This window comes from Streptomyces sp. NPDC057136, assembly GCF_042670885.1.
Lineage (GTDB): Bacteria > Actinomycetota > Actinomycetes > Streptomycetales > Streptomycetaceae > Streptomyces.
This window is the reverse complement of record NZ_JBHUUV010000006.1, coordinates 1-23,477: the sequence shown is the minus strand read 5'-3', so window position 1 is coordinate 23,477 and position 23,477 is coordinate 1. Positions and strand designations below refer to the sequence as shown.

The following is a 23,477-nucleotide window of genomic DNA, read 5'->3' as shown; positions in this document are numbered from 1 at the left end:
CATGCGTCAGCCGACCTTGGACGCCAGATCGCCCGCCAGTGAGTTCAGTACGGATGACGCGTTCTTGCCGCCGTAGATCTCCTGTAGCGCGGACGCCCAGCTCGTCGTCGCGTCGAAGAACTGCTCCTGCGGGGTGAACTGGATCTTCGTCTGGTCGACCACCGTCTCGAACGTCTCGATGAAGCCCGGGATCGCCTGCATCTTGTTCCGGTACGCGGCGTCCTGGCTGACGGACCTGCGTACCGGATCGATGTGGTTGTACTCGACCGCGCCCTTGAGCAGATGCTCCTTGCCGGTCGCCCACTGGAGGAACAGCCAGGCCGCCGGCTTGTTGCGGCTCCTGGCGTTCATGCCCAGCGACCAGATCCACATGTTCGTGGCGAGCGAGCCGCCGGGACCCTTCGGGCCGGGGTGGAAGGCGATCTTCCCGGAGGCCGGGGAGGCCCCCTTCACCGCCTGGAAGTAGGCGGCGGTGTCCGCGTCGAAGAGCATCCCCGCCTTCTTCGCACCGAGGTCGCTCGAGCACTGGTACCAGGTGTACGAGGTCCAGGACGGCGGCCCGCCCTTCTTGACCATCTCGGCCCAGTCCTTGGTGAACGCGATGGCCTCCGGGGAGTTCATCGCAGGTTTCACCTTGCCGCCCTCGACGGTGAAGTCCTTCAGCCCGTTGCGTGCGTACATCGTCATGAAGCCGGGATGGATAGTGGCCCAGCTGCGCGAACCGCGCACCGCGACCCCGTACATCCCGTCGAAGCCCGCGCCCGGCGCCTTACGGGTGATGGTCCCGGCCAGCTCGCGCAGCTCGTCGAAGGACTCCGCGGGCTTCAGGCCGAGCTTCTTGAACACCTCGGTGTTGTACGCGACGACATTGGTCTCCCAGCCCCACGGCAGCGCGTACTGCCCGCCCTGTCCGAGCGGGGCGCCCGCCTTCAGCGACCACTGGTCGGCCTGGAGCAGATTCGGGAAGAAGTCGGCCTGGTCCCAATCGGCGCCGGTCGCCGAGGAGTTGCGCATCCAGGGGCCGAGGTCCTCCAGCCAGCCGGGCGGACCGTACTGCCACACCATGTACGCGCCCAGCATGAAGACGTCGTACGAGGCGCGGCCGCTGGACAGGTCGACGGTGAGCTTGTCGAAGTAGTTGTCCTCGGGGAAGACGTCGTACTCGACCTTGATGCCGGTCTTCTCGGTGAACGACTTCAGATCGGCGATCAGGGCGTCGGTGTACGGATGCTTGTTGAGCAGTGCTTTGACTGTCTTGCCCTCGGCGCGCTTCCAGTCGAAGGAGCCGGTGACGTCGTCGGCCGCGGAGCCGCCGTTGCCCTTGTTCTCTTCGTCGCCGAAGCCCGCTCCGCAGGCGGTGAGCAGTGGGGCGGCGGACGCGGCCGCAGCCGCGGTGAGGGCGAGGAACCGCCGCCGGTCGTGCGCGTGCATGTCCATCCGTGACCTCCACGGTCAGCCGGCCGGAGATGTTGTCAACGCGTTCTGTCGATTGGTTAACAGAGCTTGGAACAACGCAAGTTGGGCGTCAATCCCTCGCGCAACGGAATTTCTCGGTGCAGAGTGGGAAGTTCACAGAGGGAGCCGGTATGTGGATGGGTATCGATCTCGGCACACAGAGCGTCCGCGCGGTCGTCGCATCCGACCGCGGGGAGATCCTCGGCAGCGGCTCGGCTCCGCTCGCCGGCAGACGGGACGGCGTACGCCACGAGCAGCAGCCCCCGGACTGGTGGACCGCCGTCTGCGCGGCCACGCGCCAGGCGCTGCGCGACGCTCCTGCGCCCCGTGCGCTCGCCATCTGCTCCACCTCCGGCACGGTGTTGCTCGCGGACCGCACAGGACGGCCGCTGACCCCCGGCCTGATGTACGACGACGGGCGCGCCCGGACGGAGGCGGTCAGGGCGCGGACCCCTCCGGCCTGGGCACTGCCCAAGGTGATGTGGCTGCTGCGGGAGTACGGGGCCGGGGGCGACGGCGTACGCGTCATGCACCAGGCCGACCTGATCGTGGCGCGACTCGCCGGGCACCCCCTGGCCACCGACTCCAGCCATGCCCTGAAGACCGGCTACGACCTGGAGCGGGACGCCTGGCCGCACCAGAGGTTCGAGCAACTGGGCCTGCCCGACGGGCTGTTCCCCGAGGTGGTGCGGCCCGGACGCAGGATCGGGGAGGTGGGTCGGGCGGCGGCCGAGGAGACCGGGATCCCCGCGGGGACGCTCGTGGTCGCCGGGATGACGGACGGATGCGCGGCGCAGCTCGCCTCGGGGTCGCTCGCCGTCGGCTCATGGAACTCCGTGCTCGGTACGACGCTGGTCCTCAAGGGGGTCACCGCGTCGCCGCTGGTGGACCGTACCGGAGTGGTCTACAACCACCGTGCCCCGGACGGGAGCTGGCTGCCCGGCGGGGCGTCGGGCGTCGGCGGCGGGGCGCTGACCGCGGCCTTCCCGGGGGCGGACCCGGCCCGCCTGGACACGCTGGCCCCGGACCACGAGCCGACGGCCGTACTCGCGTACCCGCTGGCCGCGCGCGGAGAACGCTTCCCCTTCCTCGCCCCCGACGCCACCGGGTTCCTGATCGGCGAACCCGCTTCCGACGCCGAGCACTGGGCGGCACTCCTGACCGGCGTCGGCCTGGTCGAACGGCTCTGCCTCGACTACCTGGACCTGCTCGGCGCCCCCCTGCACGGCCCGCTGACCCTGACCGGCGGCGCCGTGCGCAGCGACCACTGGAACCGGCTGCGCGCCGACATCCTCGGCCGCCCCGTCCACATCCCGCAGCACAGCGAACCGGCCCTCGGCATGGCCGTACTCGCCGCTTACGGGGCACGGGCCACGGCCACCGTGCAGGAAGCGGCGGCCCGGATGGTCCGGATCCGGCACGTCCTGCGCCCGGACCCGGCGCGCACCGCCCGCCACACGGAGCCGTACCTCAAGCTGGTGGACGAACTGGAACGGCGCGGCTGGCTCCCCGCCCGGGTCGCCGCGCACGCCCGCACGCGAACGGAGCACCCATGACCACGAGCCCGAGCGCCACCCTGCTGCTCGCCCGCCACGGCCAGACGGTCTGGCACGCCGAGAACCGCTACGCCGGGGTCAGCGACATCGCGCTCACCGACGAAGGACGACGCCAGGCCGAGCGGCTGGGGGAGTGGGCGGGCCGGAACCCGGTCGACGCGATCTGGACCTCGACGATGTCCCGCGCCATGGAGACCGCCGACCCGGCCTGCCGGGCCCTCGGCCTCGTACCGCTGCGCGAACACGGCCTGCGCGAATGCGACTTCGGGACAATGGAAGGCCGCACCCTGGCCGAATTCGCCGCCGAGAACCCGGAACGCGCAGAGGCCTACCGGGCCGACCCGGTGGCCAACCCGTTCCCCGGTGCGGAGGACCCCCGGGCGGCGGCGGCCAGGGGAACGGCAGCACTGCGCCGCATCGCGGACGGCCACCCGGGGCAACGGGTCCTGGTGGTCGCGCACAACACCCTGCTCCGCCTGGTGCTGTGCGAACTGCTCGCCATCCCCCTGGGCACCTACCGCCGGGTCTTGCCCCAACTACGCAACGCAGCGGTGACCGAACTGAACCTGGAGGGCGAGGACGGCAAGGGCGCCGCCCTGCTGTCACTGAACGTCCCGTGCACCCCAAGCCCGGTCCGCACCGACTCAAGCCCGTCCGGCGATTGAGGACAAGAGCGGCTACCGGACGGCTCCGGCGCCCCTCCGCTGCCGCACCAGCCCGATCCCGGCCAGCACCACGGTCAGCAGACCCGTCGCAAGCAACTGATCCCGCGTCTCCGGCTGCCGCAGCATCAGCAGGAAGATCCCGGCCATGGCGGCCAGCGCCACAATCGTCCCCACCGGGAACAGCCACATCCGCACGACCAGCTTCTCCGGAGCCTCCCGCTCCATCCGCCCGCGCAGGAGCAGCTGCGAGACCGCGATGAAGATCCACACCACCAGGATCACCGCCCCGATCATGTTGAGCAGCCAGGGGAAGACGTCGTCGGGCCGCCAGTAGCTGAGCAGCACGCACAGGAAACCGAAGACGGAGGAGACGAGAACCGCCGTGCGCGGTACGCCGGATGTGACCTTGCCGAGCCGCGCCGGCCCCTGGCCGCGGGACACCAGCGAGCAGGCCATGCGCGAAGCGCCGTAGATGTTGGCGTTCATCGCGGAGAGCAGCGCGACCAGGATGACCACGTTCATGATCTCCGCGGCGCCGCTGATGCCGAGGTGGTCCAGGGCCGCGTAGAACGGGCCGACTTCGGCGACCTTCGGGTCGTCCCACGGGACGAGGGTCACGATGACCGCCATCGAGCCGACGTAGAACAGCGCGATCCGCCACATGGCCGTCCGCACGGCCTTCGCGACACCCTGCACCGGGTTCTCCGACTCGGCCGCCGCGATGGTGACGGTCTCCAGACCGCCGTATGCGAAGACGGAGGCGAGCAGCCCGATGATGAATCCGTTGGAGCCGTGGGGCAGGAAGCCGCCGTCCCCCGAGAGGTTGGACGTGCCGGGCGCGTCCGTGCCCGGCAGGACGCCGAGGATCGCCAGAACGCCGAGCACCAGGAAGAGCGTGATGGCGACGACCTTGAGCGAGGCGAACCAGAACTCGAACTCGCCGAAGTTCTTCACGGCGGCCAGGTTCGTACCGAGGAACATCACCATGAACAGCGCGACCCAGGCCCACTCCGGAGTCCCGGGCAGCCAGCCGGTGACGATCTTCGCCGCGCCGATGCCCTCAAGACCCACCGCGACGCAGAGCAGTACCCAGAACGCCCACCCGGCGGTGAAGCCCGCCCAGGGGCCGATCGCACGCTCGGCGTGCACGGAGAAGGAACCGGACGCCGGGTTCGCCGCCGACATCTCGCCGAGCATGCGCATCACGAACATGACGAGCAGTCCGGAAATGCCGTAGGCGATGACGATCGAGGGACCGGCCGCCGCGATACCGGCGCCGGAGCCGACGAACAGTCCGGCGCCGATGACACCGCCGAGGGCGATCATCGACAGATGGCGCTGCTTGAGTCCGTGGGTGAGGGCGGAGTCGACCGTGACGGTGCCGGGGGAGTTCGGTCCGGCAGTGGGGGGCGCGGAGGTCCGGGGCATGGACAAGCTCTGTTCAGTAGCCGAGACAGGGGAAGCCCACAGTCTGTGCACGCGCCCGGCGACAGGGAACGCCTGTCCGCTATACGGTCACGAGGCTCACACAAGGTGCGCACTCGACTACTTATGAGGCGATACCTCTGATGAGGCGCTGCCCCGACGGCCCCTGAACTCCCGTCCCACCGCGACCAGCAGCACCAGTCCTGTCGCCCCGGCCGACCACAGCACCTGAGGGCGTGCCGTGTCATCGGTCAGCATCAGCACCAGCACACCGAGCAGTCCGGCCAGCGTCAGCCAGGTCAGATACGGGAAGCACCACATCTTCAGGGTCAGCGCCTCGGGCGCCTCGCGTTCGATCCGGCCGCGCAGCCGCAACTGGGACGCCGCGATCAGGCCCCAGACGAACAGCAGCACCGCACCGACCGAGTTGAGCATGTAGAGGAAGACCGATTCGGGCCACTTCAGATTCAGCAGTACGGAGATGAAACCGAAGGCCACCGAGGCCAGCACCGCCCGCCGAGGCACGCCCCCGTCCCGGCCTTCGCTGCCCTGCCCGCTGCCGCCGTCCCCTCCGCCGCCGGACACCTTCAGCAGCGCGCGCGGCGCCTCACCGCGCTCGGCCAGCGAGAAGATCATCCGGGACGAGCCGTAGAGATTGGCGTTGAGCGCGGAGAGCAGCGCCACGAAGACCACGATGTTCATGATCTGCCCGGCGGACGGCACCCCGACCGCGTCCAGGACCTTCACGTACGGGCTGAGCCCCGCCTGTTGCGCGGTCCACGGCAGCACGGTCACGATCACCAGCATCGAACCGACGTAGAAGAAGAGGATGCGCACCACCGCGCTGCGCACCGCCCGCCCCACCGCCCGCGCCGGATCGTCGGTCTCGGCCGCCGCGATGGTGACGACCTCCAGGCCGCCGAAGGCGAACACCACTGTCAGTACGCCGGAGACCACCCCGTCCCAGCCGTTCGGCAGGAAGCCGCCCTGCCCGGTGAGGTTGGTCAGCCCGACCGGATCTGTGTCGGGAAGCACTCCGAAGATCGCCAGCAGCCCGAGCACCAGGAAGACGACGATCGCGGTGACCTTCAGTGCGGCGAACCAGAACTCGAACTCGCCGAAGTTCTTCACCGCCGTCAGATTGGCCGCGGTGAACACCACCATGAAGACCAGCACCCAGGCCCACGGCTCCACACCGGGCACCCAGCCATGGGCGATCTGCGCGGCGGCCGTCGCCTCCACGGCGAGCACGACCACCAGCAGGAACCAGTAGAGCCAGCCCGCGCTGAAACCGGCCCAGCGGCCCAGCGCCCGCTCCGCGTGGACGGAGAAGGAGCCGGAGGCCGGCATCGCCGAGGACATCTCGCCGAGCATCCGCATCACCAGCATCGCGAGCGCGCCCGCGATCAGATACGAGAGGACGATGGCGGGACCCGCGACCGCGATCCCGGCGCCGGAGCCGACGAACAGACCGGCGCCGATCACCCCGCCCAGTCCGAGCATCGTCAGATGGCGCTGCTTCAGACCGTGGGACAACGGCTCGGACTGCGTGGGGGGAGGTGAGTCGTGCATGGGGTGCGGGTCACTCTCGGATCATTTATGGGGAACCTACAGTCTCACGCCGTGCGCCCCGGCCCGGTGAGGGGCCCCACCCCGCCCCCACCTCAGTGACGAGCATCACGCCCAGGTGTGATTGTGTTCCGCGCTTTGTGTGAACCCAACCAATTCCCCAACCCCCGCTTTGTGGGCGGCTGATGGTGATCGAGCGTTAACTCGTGGGCTAACGTCGGCCGGAGTCACCTGTCCTGCTGCCCTCACCCGCGGAGTCCCGATGAGTCTCGCCGCCACCCCCATCCGCTCCGGAGCGGTCCTCGCCGACCTGCTGCCCGTGGCCCGGCACCGCTACGCCGTCGACACGGCCCTGGTCATGGGCGGCGCCGCCCTCACCGGTCTCGCGGCGCAGATCGCGATCCCGCTCTACCCGGTCCCCGTCACCGGCCAGACCTTCGCCGCGCTGCTCGTCGGCACCGCGCTCGGCGCCCGTCGCGCCTTCCTCGCGCTCGCGCTGTACGCCGTCGCGGGTGTGGCCGGGGTGCCGTGGTTCGCCGAGGCTTCCTCCGGTGCCGCGATGCCGTCCTTCGGCTACGTCCTGGGCATGCTGCTCGCCGCCACCGTGGTCGGCGGCCTGGCCCGCCGCGGCGGCGACCGTTCCGTGCTGCGCACCGCGGGCACGATGGTGGTCGGCTCCCTCATCATCTACGCGGTCGGCGTGCCCTACCTGGCGCTCTCCACCGGGATGTCGATGAGCGCGGCCGTCGCGGCGGGTCTGACGCCCTTCCTGATCGGAGACGCCCTGAAGGCGGCCCTGGCCATGGGCGCGCTGCCGGCCTCCTGGAAGCTCATCGGGCGTCGCGGCTGACGCCGTACGCCCCACCGAAGAGGCTCGCCGGGTCGTGACGCGACACCAGACCGGCGAGCCTCTCGCGCGTCCGGGGTCCGTGGAATCCCTCGGTACGGTCCCCGCCGCCGAACGAGAAGTTCAGCAAACGCCCCAGGGCCGTACCCTCCAGGACGCCCGCCACCTCCGCGTACAGCGCCCGTACCGCCGCCACGTCCGTCCCGTCCAGCGGCGACAGCAGCCGCAGGAGGAACCCGGCGTCCCGGTACGGCACCGCGTTCGGAACGGCGGGCTGCCGGGCCAGCGCCCCGCCGAGGTGGTTGAGCTGGACAACCGTCATCATCGGTGCCTTCGGCCCCGTCAGCTCCAGCATCCGTACGGCCACCTCCGCGCCCAGCTCGCCGAGCACGGCACTGTCCCCGTAATAGGCGTGCGGGAACGGTGGATCGCTGTGGATCGTGTGGCTGTCGGTGTACGGCATCTCCCGCAGCGAATCCGCGAGGGCGGGCGCCACCTCCCGCAGCGGCGCGACCAGCCGCTCGCCCTCCGCCGCGCTCCCCGTGTACGCGACCCGCACCGAGACGACGTACCGGCCGCGCATCGGCCCCGGCACCTGCGGGATGTCGGGGAGTGTCAGCGCGGAGAGCGAGGACGTCAGCGCGTCCGGCACGGTCCGCGTCCATTCCAGATAGCGGCGCAGTACGTCGGCGGCGGTGTCGCCGCTCCCGCCGTCGAAGGCGATCGAACCCCCGTACAGCCGCTGCACGGCCACCAGACCGGTCTCCAGCGCCGTGACGACACCGAGGCGGTGGCCGCCGCCCCGCAGTGCCCAGAAGAGCTCGGGCTCGCTGTCCGCGGCGACATGGCGCAGGACGCCGTCGGCGGTCACCAGGTCGAGGGAGCGGACATGGTCGGCCGCGTACCCGAACTCCCTGGCCAGTACGCCCAGTCCACCGCCCAGGGTGTACGAGACGGCGCCGACGCCCGGTGACGAACCGTTGAGCGGGGCGAGGCCGTGCGGGGCGGCGGCCTCGATCACCTGCCCCCAGGTCGCACCCGCCCCGATGCGCGCGGTGCGCCGCTCCGGATCGACGTGGACGGAGTCCATCCGGCGCGTACTGATCAGCACCCCGCCGTCGGCCGTCCCGGGCCGGCCGTGCCCGGTCGCCTCGACGCCCACGGACAGCCCGCGCGCGGCGGCGTACGCCACGGCGGCCCGCACATCGCCGTCGTCCGTGGCGCCCACGACGCGCTCGGGTGCGAGCGCGAAGCCGGTCTGGAAACCGGCCGTCCCGCTCGCGTAGCCGTCGTCACCGGGGCGGAAGGTGGTGGCAGACATGGAAAGGCTCTCCGTTCGCTCGCTGAGTGCTTGCGAAGGAGAGCCTCTCGGGAATACCCGACATCGTCTGTCAGGTATCGACTACTGCTTCCCGGAGTTCAGGGTGTCCTCGACGTTCAGGGTGTCCTCGACACCCTGCCCGGCGCCCGCCTTCCGGCCGCGGAACTCACGTACCAGCGAGATCGCCACCACCAGCGCCGCGACCAGCAGCGAGAGGATGACCTGCTCGCGCCCGGCGTCATCGGTCAGCATGTAGACCAGCACGAACGAGATCATCGCGATCGTCGCCCAGGTCAGATACGGGAAGAGCCACATCCGTACGACCAGCTTCTCCGGCGTCTCGCGCAGGATGATGCCGCGCATCCGCAGCTGGGTGAAGCAGATGACGAGCCAGACGAACAGCGCGATCGCACCGGAGGAGTTCAGCAGGAACGCGAAGACGGTGTCGGGCCACTGGTAGTTGAAGAACACGGCGACGAAGCCGAAGACCACCGAGGACAGGATGGCCGCCGTCGGCACCCCACGCTTGTTCACCTTGGCGAACGCCTTCGGCGCGTCACCGCGCTGTCCGAGCGAGAACCCCATCCGCGAGGCCGTGTAGAGGCCCGAGTTGAGGCAGGAAAGCACCGCGGTCAGCACGATGACGTCCATGACCTGGCCGGCATGCGGGATGCCGATGGAGTTGAGCGCGGCGACGTACGAGCCGTCCTTGACGATCGACGGGTCGTTCCACGGCAGCAGCGTCAGGACGACGAAGATCGAGCCGAGGTAGAAGATGGCGATACGCCAGATCACGCTGTTGGTGGCCTTGGAGACGGCGCGCTGCGGGTCCTCGGACTCACCGGCCGCCAGGGTGACGATCTCGCTGCCCATGAAGGAGAAGACGACCATCAGCACACCGGTGAGGATGGCCCCGGGACCTTCGGGGAAGAACCCGCCGCTGTCCGTGAGATGAGCGATTCCCGAACCGGGGTTGTCCGATCCCGGCAGGAAGCCGAAGACGGCGAGGAAGCCGATGACGACGAAGGCGCCGATCGCCACGACCTTGATCCCGGCGAACCAGAACTCGAACTCGCCGTACGAGCCGACCGAGACCAGGTTCGTCGCCGTCAGCACCACCATCACGATGAGCGCCCAGGCCCACTGCGGTACGCCGGGAATCCAGCCCTCCAGGATCTTCGCACCGGCGGTCGCCTCAACGGCGAGCACCACGACCCAGAAGAACCAGTACAGCCAGCCGATCGAGAAACCGGCCCAGCGGCCCAGGGCCCGGTCGGCATAGGCCGAGAAGGAGCCGGAGCTCGGGCGGGCGACGGCCATCTCGCCCAGCATCCGCATGACGAAGACGACCATGAGGCCGACCAGCGCGTACGACAGGAGGATGGCAGGCCCCGCGGCGGCGATACCGGCACTCGAACCCACGAAGAGGCCGGCGCCGATGACACCGCCGATCGCGATCATCGAGAGATGACGGTTCTTGAGTCCGGCCTGAAGCCCGTCGGGGGAGCCAGGCTGGTCCGGCGTGCCCGGCTTCTCGCCCGGCTCCACCAGAGTCGTCTGCGACGTCATGGATCGAGTCCTTACGTGTTCGGATCGCCTTGTGGGCGTTGCCGCGGTGTGGGGGTGGGGGGTGATGCGGCGGCAAGTCACGCATTCAAGCCCGAGAGTTGCCGGAATGGGAACCCCCTATTCCGTTTCGTTCACCGGATCGTTGTCCGTGTGGCGTTGCGCACACGGACCCCGGAAGCGGCCCAGGCCGCCCCGACCCCGCTGACGGATACCCCGTGATGTTCGTGCCACACTCAGAACATGCGCGTGTACCTCGGCTCCGACCATGCCGGCTACGAACTCAAGAACCACCTCGTCGAGTGGCTGACGGCCCATGGCCACGAGGCCGTCGACTGTGGTCCCCACATCTATGACGCCCAGGACGACTACCCGCCGTTCTGCCTCCGCGCCGCCGAGAAGACGGCAGCGGACCCGGACAGCCTGGGCATCGTCATCGGCGGTTCCGGCAACGGCGAGCAGATCGCCGCGAACAAGGTCAAGGGCGTCCGCGCCGCGCTCGCCTGGAGCGAGCAGACCGCCGCGCTCGGCCGCGAGCACAACGACGCCAACGTGGTCGCCATCGGTGGCCGGATGCACTCGGTGGAGGAGTCCACCAAGTTCGTCGAGATCTTCCTCAGCACCCCGTACTCGGGTGAGGAGCGTCACACCCGGCGCATCGAGATGCTCGCGGCGTACGAGGCGACCGGCGAGCTCCCCCCGATCCCGGCGCACCACCCGCAGCAGGGCTGAACAAGCCGGCACCCGACCCATCCGTGCCGCCGGGCTTCCCCCGGCGGCACGGTCATGTCACCGCAGCACTCCACACTCCGCACTCGTACGGGAGCCGTCGTGCCCGAGGGACACACGATCCACCGCCTCGCCGCGGACCACCGCGAGCGGTTCGCGGGCGCCCCGGTACGGGTCAGCAGCCCGCAGGGCAAGTTCTCCGGCAGCGCCGCCCTGCTCGACGGCCGCACCTTCACGGGCGTGGACGCCCACGGCAAGCACCTCTTCCTCGGCTTCGGGGACCTCGGCTGGGTCCACATCCACCTGGGCCTCTTCGGCAAGCTCGGTTTCGGTACGACCCCGGCCCCGCCGCCCACGGACACGGTCCGGCTGCGCCTGGTGAACGCGGGCCACCACGCGGATCTGCGCGGCCCCACCACCTGCGCCCTGATCACCCCGGCCGAGAAGCAGGCGATACACGACCGCCTCGGCCCGGACCCGCTGCGGACGGACGAGGACGGCGAGCGGGCCTGGCGGCGCATCTCCAGCAGCCGCGTCACGGTCGCGGCGCTCCTGATGGACCAGAAAGTCGTCGCGGGCGTCGGCAACGTCTACCGGGCCGAGGTCCTGTTCCGGCACGGCATCGACCCGTACCGCCCCGGCAGGAACCTCACGCGCACCGAGTGGGACGCGATCTGGGCCGACCTCGCGCTGCTGATGCGCGAGGGCGTCCGCAACAACCGCATCGACACGGTCCGCCCCGAGCACCTGCCCGAGGCCATGGGTCGCGCCCCGCGCGTCGACGACCACGGCGGCGAGGTCTACGTCTACCGCCGCACGCACCAGCCGTGCCACATCTGCACGACGGAGATCCGCACGGCGGACCTGGCCGCCCGCAACCTCTTCTGGTGCCCCACCTGCCAGCACCACTGACCGTGGTGCGCGACCTCCGGCCGCACTGTGTCCTCAATCGCCAACATCCAGCCCGTCCGGCGTTTGAGGACAAACGATTCCGGGCGCCCCCGGGCAACGCGCACCGCCCTAGAACCCGTGCGGCAGCCACGGCTCGACGTCCGAGGAGAACGCCGACGCCGCCTCACCCACCGCCCCCGACCGAAGCTCCCGCACCCGCCCCGCCGCCGCCAGCGGGACGAGCGACACGCCCCCCAGGTACGCGGACCCCAACTCCCGTACCGAAAGCGCCAGATCCGCCTCGTCCTCGGTCCGCCGACAGCTCGCGCCGCCCTTCGCGTCGGCCTGGAGCCGCCAACGCCCCGTGTTCCACGGGCAGAAGGCGTCCTCCACCTCCAGCACCACATCCACAGGCGTCCGGTACGTGCGCGCCTCCAGCGCCGCCCCCACGTCCACCAGGCGTACGTACAGCCCGTCCCGCAGCCGGACACCGCAGCGCCGTACGTCCGAGACGAGGTGCAGCAGCGCGTCGTCCGTCGGCCGGTTGTCGCACGCGACTGTGGACGTCAGGTCGATGTCGAACAGGAACTGCCACAACGCCGCGTACGAGGCAGGGTCCAGCGCCCCCAGATCACGTACCGCGATCGTGCCCTTGGGCCCGGACCGGTCCCACTCGGGCCTGATGTGGAACGTCGCATACCCGACGACCTCCCCGTCCCGCTCCGCGAGCACGCACTGCAACGGAGAACCGCCGTGCCGGACCTGCTCGGGATCGAGCACCGCGTTCCGCTCCCACCCCGGCCTGCGCACCGGCGTCCCCGGCCGGCCCGCGGCCAACTGCCCGTAGACCGCCTCGCAGGCATCGAGCGCCTCCACCGGATTCGCGAACCGCAGCCGGACCTCGCCGGACCCGGCAGGCGCCTGGAGCCGCACCCGCGCGGTGTCGATCTCAAGACCCATCTCCCGGCTGGCCACCCCGTAGCCGAAGCGCCCGTAGATCGCGGGCTCCGAAGCCGTCAGGACGGCCAGCGGCTCACCAAGGGCCAGCACATCGTCCAGCTGGCGCCGCATCATCGACGTCAGCAGCCCACGCCTCCTGTGCGTCGCGGCCACGCTCACCATCGTCACCCCGGCGGCGGGCACGGCAGCACCGCCCGGCACGGTCACCCGGAAGCTGAACGCCCCTGCCGTACCTACGCACTCCGCGCCGTCCCAGACCCCGAGGGACCGCTCGTGCTCGGTCAGCGCGGCCCAGAGCTCACGGGCCTCCGGTGAGGTCGGCACCGCGCCGAAGGCCCGCTCCAGACTCCCGAACCAGTCGTTCCATTCGGAAGGCCGCAGCACGCGAAGTTGTGTCGTCATATGCCATCACTACCAGGGGTACGCCGGTCGAGCGACCCGATTTCGAACACATTGTCACCGGGGTCCCCCTGCACCGAAGCCGTCCGGGTGGATAGGGTCCCCGCAATGGCACGTCGCGGAGGACCAGACTCGTACGCGGCCCGGTGGCGAAGATCGGCGCACCGGGCCCGCATCGCCCTGCGCAAGTCCGGCGTGGACTACTTCCGCGGTGACGGCTCCGACTGGATCGCCCTCGTCGGTCTGCTGCTCACCATTCCGGCCATCACCTGCACCACCCTCCTCAACCCGGTGTGGTCCGCCCCCGCCGCCCTCGTCCTCCCGATCGTCGCGGGCGGTCTGCTGCTGCGACCGGCCAGTCTGCTCGGCCTGTACGCGACCGCCGCCGCCGCGCTGATCGTCGAATCCATCGCGCTCGGCCCGTACGGCGAGGAGCCGGCCCGCGTCACCCCCGGCACTGTGCTGGTGGTCGCGGCCTGCGGCTTCTTCGGCCTGGTCCTCGCCCAGTTCAGGGCACGCGTCGGCGTCCCGTGGCGCCGCGGCGGCACCATGCTCTTCGACCTGCGCGAACGCATCCGCGTCCAGAGCGCCCTGCCGAGGCTGCCCCAGGGCTGGCACCGCGAGATGGCCCTGCGGCCCGCGGGTGGCCAGTCCTTCTCCGGCGACTTCGTCGTCGCGGCCCGCACCAACGGCGGCCGCACCCTGGAAGCCGTGCTCACCGATGTCTCCGGCAAGGGCATGGACGCGGGCTCCCGCGCCCTGCTGCTGTCCGGCGCCTTCGGCGGCCTCCTCGGCTCGCTGCCCCCGCACGGCTTCCTGCCCGCCGCCAACGGCTATCTGCTGCGCCAGGATTGGGACGAGGGCTTTGCCACGTCGATCCATCTGGTCCTGGACCTGGAGTCGGGCGACTACGAGCTCCTCTCCGCGGGCCACCCGCCGGCCCTCCAACTCCACTCGGGCAGCGGCCTGTGGGAGGAGATGGCGGCGGAGGGCCCCCTGCTCGGGGTCTACGACGGGGCGCAGTTCGACGCGGTCAAGGGCCACCTCGCACCCGGCGACGTCCTGATGCTCTTCACCGACGGCCTCGTGGAGACCTCGGACCGGGACATCGCCGAGGGCATCGACCGGCTGACGGGCGAGGCCGACCGTTATGTCGCCACGGGTTTCGAGGGCGCCGCCTGGCATCTGATCGAGGCATGCGCGAAGGACGTCAACGACGACCGCGCGCTGCTCCTGCTGTCCCGCCGCACCTGAACCGCACCTGAACCGTATGTAAGCGGTCGAAACACCCCCACCCGTCAACCGGGCAGGGCCCCGTACTCCTTCTCACGTCCGCCGGGCAGAATCCTGGCCAGTACGTGCGAGCGCCCGGCGGCCAGCGGTGCGAGAACCGCAAGTACGAGCACATATCCGGCGATGAACGGGGAAAGCCGTTCGTCCAGCCCCGCGCCCGCCGCCATCGTGGCGAGGATCAGGGCGAACTCACCGCGCGCCAGCAACGTCGTGGAGATGTTCGCCGTGGCCTTCGGCCCGAAGGCATACACCTTGGCGGCGGCCAGTCCCGCGAACAAGTTCATCGCCATGGTCACCGCGACCGCTGCCAGCACCGGCCACACCACGCTCGGCAGGTCGCCCGGGTTGATCGAGAGGCCGAAGGCGAAGAAGAAGATCGCACCGAAGGCGTCCCGCAGTGGGTGGACCAGCTTGAGGATGCGCGCACCCGAGGCCGTGCTCCCGAGCATCAGACCGACCATGAAGGCACCGATCGCGTCGGCGACACCGAACCACTCCGAGACACCGGCGACGAAGACCGCGGCGCCGAGAAAAGAGATGACGAGGAGTTCGTCGTCCTTGGTGTCGATCAGCCGGGAGACGACCTTGGTACCGAAGCGTGCGACCAGCGCGAGCAGCAGCAGGAAGCCGAACGCCTTGCCCCCGTCCAGGACCGCCGCGGCGAGGCTGTCCGCACCGGACAGGATCGGCTGGAGCGCGGCGAGGTAGAGGGCGAGGAAGACGTCCTCGACGACGATGATGCCGAGGATCGGCTTGGTCTCCGGATTGCCGATGCGTCCCAGGTCGACCAGGACCTTCGTGACGATGGCCGACGACGAGATGCCGAGGACACCGGCGAGCACCAGCGCCTCCGAGGTCCCCCAGCCCAGCGCGAAGCCGAAGCCGAGCCCGGCACCGACATTCAGGGCGAGATACGCGCCCCCGGCGAGCGCCATCTTGCGCCCGCCCTTCTTGAGGTCGTCGAGGTGGAACTCGAGCCCCAGATAGAAGAGCAGCAGCACCAGACCTAGCGCGGAGAGCATCTCCAGGTCGTGCGGGTCGGCGACGAGGACGATGCCGGGGGTGTGGGGGCCGAGCAGAATCCCGGCGAGGATGAACAGGGGGATGGTCGGCAGCCCGATCCGGCCGCCGACGCGGGCGAGGACTGCGGCGGCGAGGAAGGCGCCGCCCATGGCGATGAGGGTGTCTGCGTGTCCGATGGGCCTGATCCTCCGGTCGGTCGGTCAAGAGAGCGTCAAGGAATCGTCAGTAATTAGTTTACCGAACGATTGACGCTGCAACTCTTCGACCCGGTTCGGACCCCTGCCGCGCCCTGCCGTACCCGCGTGCCCGCCCATAGAGTCGGCACCGTGACGACTCCCCGACTGACCCTGGCCGAAGTAGAGGCGATCGCCCGCGAGGCCCATGCGGACCAGACCGACAAGGCGGGACGCCCCTACGCGGAACATCTGGCGGCGGTCGCCGATGGCGTACGGAAGCGGGGCGGGAGCGATGAACAGATCGCCGCGGCCTGGCTGCACGACGCCGTCGAGGACGACGCGCTCACCCGGCAGTGGCTGGACGGGGCGGCCCTGCCGCAGCCCGTCAAAGACATGGTCCTCGCCGTCACCAAACGGGACGGCGAGGACCTCTCCTCGTACACCGCGCGGATTCTCGCGACCCCCGGCGCCCTGCTCGTCAAGGAGTCGGATCTCGCCCACAACGCCGATCCGGCGCGGCTCGCGGTGCTGGAACTGGCCACGCGTACCCGTCTGACCGCGAAATATGCGCAGGTACGAAGGCTTTTGGGGCTCACGGAGGGCGAATAGCCCACCGAACGACGGGTTCAAGCCAACCCGTCGTCGCGCTGACTCAGAGCTTGGTGGCGTCCCGCCGGAACGCCCAGTTCATGTCCGGCTCCGTGGCGAACCGCAGGACGCGACGGACCGGCGGAGTGCAGAACAGGGTCACCGCGGCCGCCGCGGCCAGCGAGACGAACACGAGCCCGCCGGGCGAACCCAGCCACTCGAACCGGTCGAACACCCCGGCGAACCCGGCGCCCTTCACCAGGAAGCCGTGCAGCAGATAGCCGCAGATCGTCCCGGCGCCCAGCACCGTGAACCACATGTGCCGACGCGGCACCCAGGCCAGGAATACGGCGGTCAGGACCAGCGCGCAGCCGAACATCGCAAGCGACATCACGGCCCCGGACCACCAGGGCGCGCCCATCTCCTGCGCACTGTTGCTGCGGTAGAACCAGCCGAGCTGCATCCGCGGCGCGGCCCAGTAGGCGAACAGCAGGGTCCCGGCGAGCAACGGCAGGCTCAGCAGCCTGACTTCGCGCCGCCGCACCAGCTGGAAGTGCTCGGGCTTCAGGACCAGGCCGAGCACGAAGAAGGGCAGGAACTGCAGCACGCGCTGGAGATCGAGGTCGTCGCCGATCGCCGGTGTCACCGAGGCGAGCACAGCGATCCCGAGTGCCACTGGCATCGGGTGGCGCAGGGCCTTCCACACCGGAGTGGTGACCCGCCAGACGCACAGCGCGATCAGGAACCAGGTGAGGTACCACGGGTCGAGCAGGCTGATCTCCTGCTCGGGATCCCCGCCGGCGTACCGCTTGAACAGCGAATACGCGGTCTCGAACAGCACGTAGGGCACGGCGACACTGGTGAGCAGGCGCTTCACCTTGCCCGGGGTCATCTCGAACGAGCGCGAGAAGTAGCCCGAGATGAGGATGAACGCGGGCATGTGGAACGCGTACACGACCATGTACAGCGCCCGGGCGGCCCGGCTGCCGTCCATCACCGGTTCCCAGGCGTGCGCGACCGCGACGAGCACGATCGCGAGGAACTTCACGTTGTCGAAGTAGGCATCACGCTTTTTGGCCGGTGTGGAGGCGGCGGGACCGGTCGGCACGGTGGTGGGGGGAGTGCCGGGGGCCGTCAGGGTCTGCTCGTGTCTGGGCTCCGACTCCCGGGTCGCAGGGGGGAGTGGGGCCCTCTGAAATACGCTCGGAGCTTGGAACATCTAAGGCACCCTAGACCCGCCGATTGCAATTCGTAAAACCCTCGACGGATATCGCGTGTTCCCGCTCATTCGGAAGCGAAACCACCGACATCCGCCCGCTATGCACCATTTAATCCCCCTTAAATGGTGCATAGCGGAGGGTGGTTGGGGGATGTGAATTTCATCCCACTGGCCCCAGGGAATGGGCTGTGAACGAAGTGTGGGGATATGGAAACGGTCACATTCATTTAAATTCCCCTTACCCGGCGCACAGTTACTTCACAGCTGCCTCACAGCTCGGCCCGCAGCCCGTACGCCGCACGGCCGGGGCTGTCGGGGCGCCCGCCCGGAGTCGTCCGCCCCGGGGTGTGCGCGGGCGCGAGTATGGCGCGATTCGGACAGGTCGATTCGTCACCTGGCAGCAACTGCACGGGAGTTGGTGGCACGATGGACGCGACGGGGCGTGCTGGAGCGCACGCTGCCGGGCCGGCAAGGCGGACCGACCAAGGGTGTGATCAGTCGTGGCCATTTCACTGTCTGTGGTGCTTCTGTTGGCGATCATCCTGGTGGTGCTGATCCGCGGTGGGTCCATCAAGGCCGGGCCCGCGATCGTCGCAGTGCTCTTCGGCTTCTTCCTGGCATCGACCGGCATGGCGCCGTCGATCAACAGGTTCATGAACTCGCTCGCGGACACCATCAACCAGATCAGCTTCTGACCTGTACGGCTCTGCTCTGTACAGACCTGCACAGGCTGAAAACGCAAAGGGCCCGGTTCGGCAGTGACTGCCGAACCGGGCCCAGGCGTGGAGCGGGCGACGGGAATCGAACCCGCGTAGCTAGTTTGGAAGACTAGGGCTCTACCATTGAGCTACGCCCGCATGCACCGCACCGCAGGTCCGTGGACCTCGGCACGAACAGCATCGTAGCGGGTCCGCGGTGTGCTCCGCACACCCGTTGCGGGACCGGCCGGCCGGCTGCCCGGCACCCGCTGCCGGACACGCCCTGTGAGGCGCCTGGTGCAAAGCGTGCGCTGCACCGCCCGACGGCATGTACCCTACGTGTCGCACCGACGGGGTGTGGCGCAGCTTGGTAGCGCGTCCGCTTTGGGAGCGGAAGGTCGTCGGTTCGAATCCGGCCACCCCGACCACAGGCAAGATCGCATTGGGGTAGTCCTCCCCCTTGCCGTTACTATGCAAATTGCGTGCCCGTGTGTCCCATGAACCGGGCCCGATCCGCGAAGCCGCCCCCGGCGGTCCAGCAGAACCCCAAGAAGTCAGCCCCCAAGGAGACCGAACCGTGAAGAGCGCCGTGGAGACCCTGAACCCGACCCGGGTTCGGCTCAGCATTGAGGTGCCCTTCGAGGAGCTCAAGGACAGCCTCGACGCGGCGTACAAGAAGATCAACCAGCAGGTCACGGTGAAGGGCTTCCGTAAGGGCAAGATCCCCAACCGGGTCATCGACCAGCGGTTCGGCCGTGGTGCTGTGCTGGAGGAGGCCGTCAACGACGCCCTCCCGAAGTTCTACACCGAGGCTGTCAACGAGGGTGAGCTCAACGTTCTGGGCCAGCCCGAGGTCGACATCACCGAGCTGAAGGACGGCGAGCTGCTGTCCTTCACTGCCGAGGTTGACGTGCGCCCCGAGATCGTGATTCCGGACTACTCCGGCATCGAGGTCACCGTGGACGCCCTCGAGGTCACCGACGAGGACGTCGAGAAGGCCGTGGAGCAGCTCCGCGAGCGCTTCGCCTCCACCAACCCGGTCGAGCGTGCCGCCGCCGAAGGCGACGTCGTCACGATCGACCTGGAGGCCAAGGTCGAGGGAGAGGTCCTTGAGGACGGCGTGGCCGCCGGTGTCTCGTACACCATCGGTTCCGGCGAGCTCCTCGAAGGCATCGACGAGGCCGTGACCGGCCTGGAGGCCGGTGGCGAGGCCACCTTCACCTCTCAGCTGAAGGGCGGCTCCGCCGAGGGCAAGGATGCGGAGGTCACCGTCAAGGTCACCACCGTCGCCGCCCGTGAGCTTCCCGAGCTGGACGACGAGTTCGCCCAGATGGCGAGCGAGTTCGACACGCTCGACGAGCTGAAGGCGGACAGCCGCAAGCGCCTCGAGAACACCAAGCAGTACGACCAGGCCACCCAGGCCCAGGAGCGCGTCCTCGACGAGCTGCTGAAGCTGGCCGAGGTCCCGATCCCCGAGAAGCTTCTCGCGGACGAGGTCCAGACCCGCAAGCACAACCTCGAGCACCACCAGCTCGGCCAGATGGGCATCGACCTCGAGAAGTACCTGGAGATCCAGGGCAAGACGCTCGAGGAGTTCGAGGCCGAGACCGCCGAGCAGGCGATCAAGGGCATCAAGACCCAGTTCATCCTCGACGAGCTCGTCAACAAGGAGAAGCTGAACGTCAACCAGGAGGAGCTCACCGAGCACCTCATGCGGCGCGCTGCTTCCTCCGGCATGAGCCCCGACCAGTTCGCCCAGGCCGTCGTCGAGGGTGGCCAGGTGCCGATGCTCGTCGGCGAGGTCGCCCGCGGCAAGGCGCTCGCCGTTGTCGTCGAGGCCGCCAAGGTCGTCGACACCAACGGTGAGATCGTCGACCTCGAGGACGACGAGGAAGAGACCACGGAGGCCGTCGAGGCCGCCGAGGGTGACACCGAGGCTGTTGCCGAGGAGAAGCCCGAGGCCTGAGCCTCGTAACGATCCGTTCGACGGGCCCCGGACGCGTGTGCGTCCGGGGCCCGTCGTCGTATCGGCGTGCGACTGTCGGAACCTTGTGCGGACTGCTTACCTTGCGCTCCCAGCGAACAGTTGAGGAACCGGGATGGCGTTGTCCTACCTGCGCGTTAGGGTCCATGAAGGAAGGGTGGAGGAGTCCCCGCCCACCCGGTACGAAGACGCTGAGACGGCCGGAGCCGTCAGAGACGAGCAGGTGGATACGTGACGAATCTGATGCCCTACGCCGCCGGAGAGCCGTCCCTCGGTGGTGGCCTCGGCGACCAGGTCTACAGCCGACTGCTCGGTGAGCGCATCATCTTCCTCGGTCAGCAGGTCGACGATGACATCGCCAACAAGATCACCGCACAGCTGCTGCTCCTTGCCGCCGATCCGGACAAGGACATCTACCTCTACATCAACAGCCCCGGTGGCTCGGTGACCGCAGGTATGGCGGTCTACGACACCATGCAGTACATCCCGAACGACGTCGTCACCATCGGTATGGGCATGGCGGCCTCGATGGGCCAGTTCCTGCTGACCGGTGGTGCGGCCGGCAAGCGCTTCGCGCTCCCGAACACCGACATCCTCATGCACCAGGGTTCGGCCGGCATCGGCGGTACCGCCTCGGACATCAAGATCCAGGCCCAGTACCTGCTCCGGACGAAGCGGCGGATGGCGGAGATCACCGCCCAGCACTCCGGCCAGACCGTGGAAACGATCATCCGCGACGGCGACCGTGACCGTTGGTACACGGCGGAAGAGGCCAAGGAGTACGGCCTCATCGACGAGATCATCACGGTCGCGTCGGGCATCCCGGGCGGCGGCGGTACCGGCGCCTGATCCGGCTTCCACCGGACCGGCACCACCTTCCGCACCTCTCGTACGCCGAGAACCCAGCCCACAGAACGCCACCAGGATGGTGAAGACCCACATGAACAACTTCCCCGGCGCCTCCGCGAGCGGCCTCTACACCGGCCCGCAGGTGGACAACCGCTACGTCATCCCGCGCTTCGTGGAGCGCACCTCGCAGGGTGTGCGTGAGTACGACCCGTACGCGAAGCTCTTCGAGGAGCGCGTGATCTTCCTCGGCGTCCAGATCGACGACGCCTCGGCCAACGACGTCATGGCGCAGCTCCTGTGCCTGGAGTCGATGGACCCGGACCGCGACATCTCGATCTACATCAACAGCCCCGGCGGCTCGTTCACCGCGCTCACCGCGATCTACGACACGATGCAGTTCGTGAAGCCGGACATCCAGACGGTCTGCATGGGCCAGGCGGCCTCCGCCGCCGCCGTCCTGCTGGCGGCGGGCACGCCGGGCAAGCGCATGGCGCTCCCCCACGCCCGTGTGCTGATCCACCAGCCGTCCTCGCAGACCGGCCGTGAGCAGCTCTCCGACCTGGAGATCGCGGCCAACGAGATCCTCCGGATGCGCACCCAGCTCGAGGAGATGCTGGCCAGGCACTCCACCACCCCGCTGGAGAAGATCAGCGAGGACATCGAGCGCGACAAGATCCTTACCGCGGAGGACGCCCTCGCGTACGGTCTGGTGGACCAGATCGTCTCCACCCGTAAGACCACCGCAGGCGCTTCCGTCTGAGCCGGTCTTTCCCCTTGGCACATTCCGTTTGCACGGTCTCGGCCATGTGAACCGTGCCAAGGGGGGCCCGTACGGGGGGTCAGGCAAGGTACCGTCGGATAGAGGCACCAGGAGCCGCTGAACCAGGCGTCTCCCAGGCGAAGGGGAAGCACCTCGTGGCACGCATCGGTGATGGCGGCGACTTGCTCAAGTGCTCGTTCTGCGGAAAGAGCCAGAAGCAGGTGAAGAAGCTCATCGCGGGACCCGGTGTGTACATCTGCGATGAGTGCATCGATCTCTGCAACGAGATCATCGAGGAGGAGCTCGCGGAGACCTCCGAGGTGCGGTGGGAGGAGCTTCCCAAACCGCGCGAGATCTACGAGTTCCTCGAGGGGTACGTCGTAGGGCAGGAGCCCGCGAAGAAGGCCCTCTCGGTCGCTGTGTACAACCACTACAAGCGGGTCCAGGCGGGCGAGAACAGCAGCGGGGCCAGCCGCGACGACGCGATCGAGCTCGCCAAGTCCAACATTTTGCTGCTGGGCCCCACGGGCTCGGGCAAGACGCTGCTGGCGCAGACGCTGGCCCGCATGCTCAACGTCCCGTTCGCCATCGCAGACGCGACGGCGCTGACGGAGGCCGGCTATGTCGGCGAGGACGTCGAGAACATCCTGCTGAAGCTGATCCAGGCCGCTGACTACGACGTCAAGAAGGCCGAGACGGGGATCATCTACATCGACGAGATCGACAAGGTCGCCCGTAAGAGCGAAAACCCGTCGATCACCCGCGATGTCTCGGGCGAGGGCGTCCAGCAGGCCCTGCTGAAGATCCTGGAGGGCACCACCGCCTCCGTACCGCCGCAGGGCGGCCGGAAGCACCCGCACCAGGAGTTCATCCAGATCGACACGACGAACGTGCTGTTCATCGTGGGCGGTGCCTTCTCCGGTCTGGAGAAGATCATCGAGTCGCGGGCCGGCGCCAAGGGCATCGGCTTCGGCGCGACGATCCGGTCCAAGCTGGAGATCCAGGCGAGCGACCAGTTCCAGGAGGTCATGCCGGAGGACCTGGTGAAGTTCGGGATGATCCCCGAGTTCATCGGCCGCCTCCCCGTGCTGACCTCGGTCCACAACCTGGACCGCGAGGCACTGCTCCAGATCCTGGTCGAGCCGCGCAACGCGCTGGTGAAGCAGTACCAGAAGCTGTTCGAACTCGACGGTGTGGAGCTGGAGTTCGAGCGCGAGGCACTGGAGGCCATCGCCGACCAGGCGATCCTGCGCCAGACGGGCGCGCGCGGTCTGCGCGCCATCATGGAGGAAGTCCTCCAGTCCGTGATGTACGAGGTGCCGTCCCGCAAGGACGTCGCCCGCGTCGTCATCACACCGGACGTCGTCCGCAACAACGTCAACCCGACGCTGGTCCCGCGCGAGCCGCGCACGATCGGCAAGAACGACGGCGGCCGGCACGAGAAGTCCGCGTAGCGGCACGCATTCCAGATACGCCGAAGGGGCGCCCAGCCGGGTTGAACGGC

General features: G+C 69.0%; 20 protein-coding genes and 2 tRNA genes. 13 read left to right on the top strand and 9 right to left on the bottom strand.

The window, feature by feature from the left end:
- Positions 1-6: 6 nt before the first annotated feature.
- Positions 7-1,437 carry an ABC transporter substrate-binding protein gene (locus ACFT7S_RS09825; RefSeq protein ID WP_382729275.1) on the bottom strand — a complete coding sequence of 477 codons (1,431 nt, stop codon included), beginning with the start codon at positions 1,435-1,437 and terminating at the stop codon, positions 7-9.
- A gap of 149 nt (positions 1,438-1,586) precedes the next feature.
- On the opposite strand from ACFT7S_RS09825, the gene ACFT7S_RS09820 reads away from it, so the two are divergent.
- Together ACFT7S_RS09820 and ACFT7S_RS09815 are read left to right on the top strand one after the other, a co-directional pair.
- Positions 1,587-3,011: an FGGY-family carbohydrate kinase gene (locus ACFT7S_RS09820; protein ID WP_382729273.1), complete on the top strand. Its 1,425-nt coding sequence runs from the start codon at positions 1,587-1,589 to the stop codon at positions 3,009-3,011.
- The gene (locus tag ACFT7S_RS09815) at positions 3,008-3,676 is read left to right on the top strand and encodes a histidine phosphatase family protein (protein WP_382729271.1); all 669 of its coding nucleotides are present in this window, start codon (positions 3,008-3,010) and stop codon (positions 3,674-3,676) included. The genes ACFT7S_RS09820 and ACFT7S_RS09815 overlap by 4 nt, the downstream gene beginning before the upstream one ends.
- Before the next feature lie 12 nt (positions 3,677-3,688).
- On the opposite strand, the gene ACFT7S_RS09810 is transcribed toward ACFT7S_RS09815, so the two are convergent.
- Positions 3,689-5,104: an amino acid permease gene (locus ACFT7S_RS09810; protein ID WP_382729270.1), complete on the bottom strand. Its 1,416-nt coding sequence runs from the start codon at positions 5,102-5,104 to the stop codon at positions 3,689-3,691.
- Between the two features lie 117 nt (positions 5,105-5,221).
- Positions 5,222-6,673, bottom strand: a complete 1,452-nt coding sequence (locus tag ACFT7S_RS09805; RefSeq protein WP_382729268.1) for an amino acid permease — start codon at positions 6,671-6,673, stop codon at positions 5,222-5,224.
- A 259-nt stretch (positions 6,674-6,932) separates the two neighbouring features.
- Between ACFT7S_RS09805 and ACFT7S_RS09800 the strand changes: the two genes are divergently transcribed.
- The gene (locus tag ACFT7S_RS09800) at positions 6,933-7,520 is read left to right on the top strand and encodes a biotin transporter BioY (RefSeq protein WP_382729266.1); all 588 of its coding nucleotides are present in this window, start codon (positions 6,933-6,935) and stop codon (positions 7,518-7,520) included.
- Here ACFT7S_RS09800 and ACFT7S_RS09795 read toward each other — a convergent pair.
- Positions 7,501-8,838, bottom strand: a complete 1,338-nt coding sequence (locus ACFT7S_RS09795) for an FAD-binding oxidoreductase (protein WP_382729264.1) — start codon at positions 8,836-8,838, stop codon at positions 7,501-7,503. The genes ACFT7S_RS09800 and ACFT7S_RS09795 overlap by 20 nt on opposite strands.
- An 81-nt stretch (positions 8,839-8,919) precedes the next feature.
- Positions 8,920-10,407 (bottom strand): amino acid permease, encoded by a 1,488-nt coding sequence (locus ACFT7S_RS09790; protein ID WP_382729262.1) that lies wholly within the window; start codon positions 10,405-10,407, stop codon positions 8,920-8,922.
- A gap of 240 nt (positions 10,408-10,647) precedes the next feature.
- On the opposite strand from ACFT7S_RS09790, the gene ACFT7S_RS09785 reads away from it, so the two are divergent.
- Positions 10,648-11,136, top strand: a complete 489-nt coding sequence (locus ACFT7S_RS09785; RefSeq protein WP_382729260.1) for a ribose-5-phosphate isomerase — start codon at positions 10,648-10,650, stop codon at positions 11,134-11,136.
- Between the two features lie 99 nt (positions 11,137-11,235).
- Positions 11,236-12,045 (top strand): Fpg/Nei family DNA glycosylase, encoded by an 810-nt coding sequence (locus ACFT7S_RS09780; protein WP_382729258.1) that lies wholly within the window; start codon positions 11,236-11,238, stop codon positions 12,043-12,045.
- A 108-nt stretch (positions 12,046-12,153) separates the two neighbouring features.
- On the opposite strand, the gene ACFT7S_RS09775 is transcribed toward ACFT7S_RS09780, so the two are convergent.
- Entirely contained in the window at positions 12,154-13,386 is a 1,233-nt protein-coding gene (locus ACFT7S_RS09775; RefSeq protein WP_382729256.1) for a GNAT family N-acetyltransferase, read from the bottom strand.
- Positions 13,387-13,491: 105 nt separating this feature from the next.
- Here ACFT7S_RS09775 and ACFT7S_RS09770 point away from each other — a divergent pair, with 105 nt between their 5' ends.
- Complete coding sequence (locus tag ACFT7S_RS09770) at positions 13,492-14,637, top strand: PP2C family protein-serine/threonine phosphatase (RefSeq protein ID WP_382729254.1); 1,146 nt, start codon at positions 13,492-13,494, stop codon at positions 14,635-14,637.
- 44 nt (positions 14,638-14,681) lie between these two features.
- On the opposite strand, the gene ACFT7S_RS09765 is transcribed toward ACFT7S_RS09770, so the two are convergent.
- On the bottom strand, positions 14,682-15,848 hold the full coding sequence (locus tag ACFT7S_RS09765; protein WP_382729252.1) for a cation:proton antiporter: 1,167 nt from the start codon (positions 15,846-15,848) through the stop codon (positions 14,682-14,684).
- 177 nt (positions 15,849-16,025) lie between these two features.
- On the opposite strand from ACFT7S_RS09765, the gene ACFT7S_RS09760 reads away from it, so the two are divergent.
- Positions 16,026-16,484, top strand: coding sequence for an HD domain-containing protein (locus ACFT7S_RS09760; protein ID WP_382729250.1), 459 nt, complete (start codon positions 16,026-16,028; stop codon positions 16,482-16,484).
- Between the two features lie 43 nt (positions 16,485-16,527).
- On the opposite strand, the gene ACFT7S_RS09755 is transcribed toward ACFT7S_RS09760, so the two are convergent.
- Complete coding sequence (locus tag ACFT7S_RS09755; protein WP_382729248.1) at positions 16,528-17,682, bottom strand: acyltransferase family protein; 1,155 nt, start codon at positions 17,680-17,682, stop codon at positions 16,528-16,530.
- A 500-nt stretch (positions 17,683-18,182) separates the two neighbouring features.
- On the opposite strand from ACFT7S_RS09755, the gene ACFT7S_RS09750 reads away from it, so the two are divergent.
- Entirely contained in the window at positions 18,183-18,377 is a 195-nt protein-coding gene (locus ACFT7S_RS09750) for a hypothetical protein (protein ID WP_173313276.1), read from the top strand.
- Positions 18,378-18,465: 88 nt separating this feature from the next.
- Here ACFT7S_RS09750 and ACFT7S_RS09745 read toward each other — a convergent pair.
- Positions 18,466-18,539 (bottom strand) — tRNA-Gly (locus ACFT7S_RS09745).
- A gap of 192 nt (positions 18,540-18,731) precedes the next feature.
- Here ACFT7S_RS09745 and ACFT7S_RS09740 point away from each other — a divergent pair.
- The 5 genes from ACFT7S_RS09740 to clpX all read left to right on the top strand — a co-directional run bounded on the left by ACFT7S_RS09740 (position 18,732) and on the right by clpX (position 23,427).
- Positions 18,732-18,808, top strand: a tRNA-Pro gene (locus ACFT7S_RS09740).
- A gap of 149 nt (positions 18,809-18,957) precedes the next feature.
- Entirely contained in the window at positions 18,958-20,346 is a 1,389-nt protein-coding gene (gene tig / locus ACFT7S_RS09735; protein ID WP_382729246.1) for a trigger factor, read from the top strand.
- A 261-nt stretch (positions 20,347-20,607) separates the two neighbouring features.
- Positions 20,608-21,213, top strand: coding sequence for an ATP-dependent Clp protease proteolytic subunit (locus ACFT7S_RS09730; RefSeq protein ID WP_382729705.1), 606 nt, complete (start codon positions 20,608-20,610; stop codon positions 21,211-21,213).
- 76 nt (positions 21,214-21,289) lie between these two features.
- Positions 21,290-21,973 carry an ATP-dependent Clp protease proteolytic subunit gene (locus tag ACFT7S_RS09725; protein WP_382729244.1) on the top strand — a complete coding sequence of 228 codons (684 nt, stop codon included), beginning with the start codon at positions 21,290-21,292 and terminating at the stop codon, positions 21,971-21,973.
- A 155-nt stretch (positions 21,974-22,128) separates the two neighbouring features.
- Complete coding sequence (gene clpX / locus ACFT7S_RS09720; RefSeq protein WP_382729242.1) at positions 22,129-23,427, top strand: ATP-dependent Clp protease ATP-binding subunit ClpX; 1,299 nt, start codon at positions 22,129-22,131, stop codon at positions 23,425-23,427.
- The last annotated feature ends 50 nt before the right edge of the window (positions 23,428-23,477 follow it).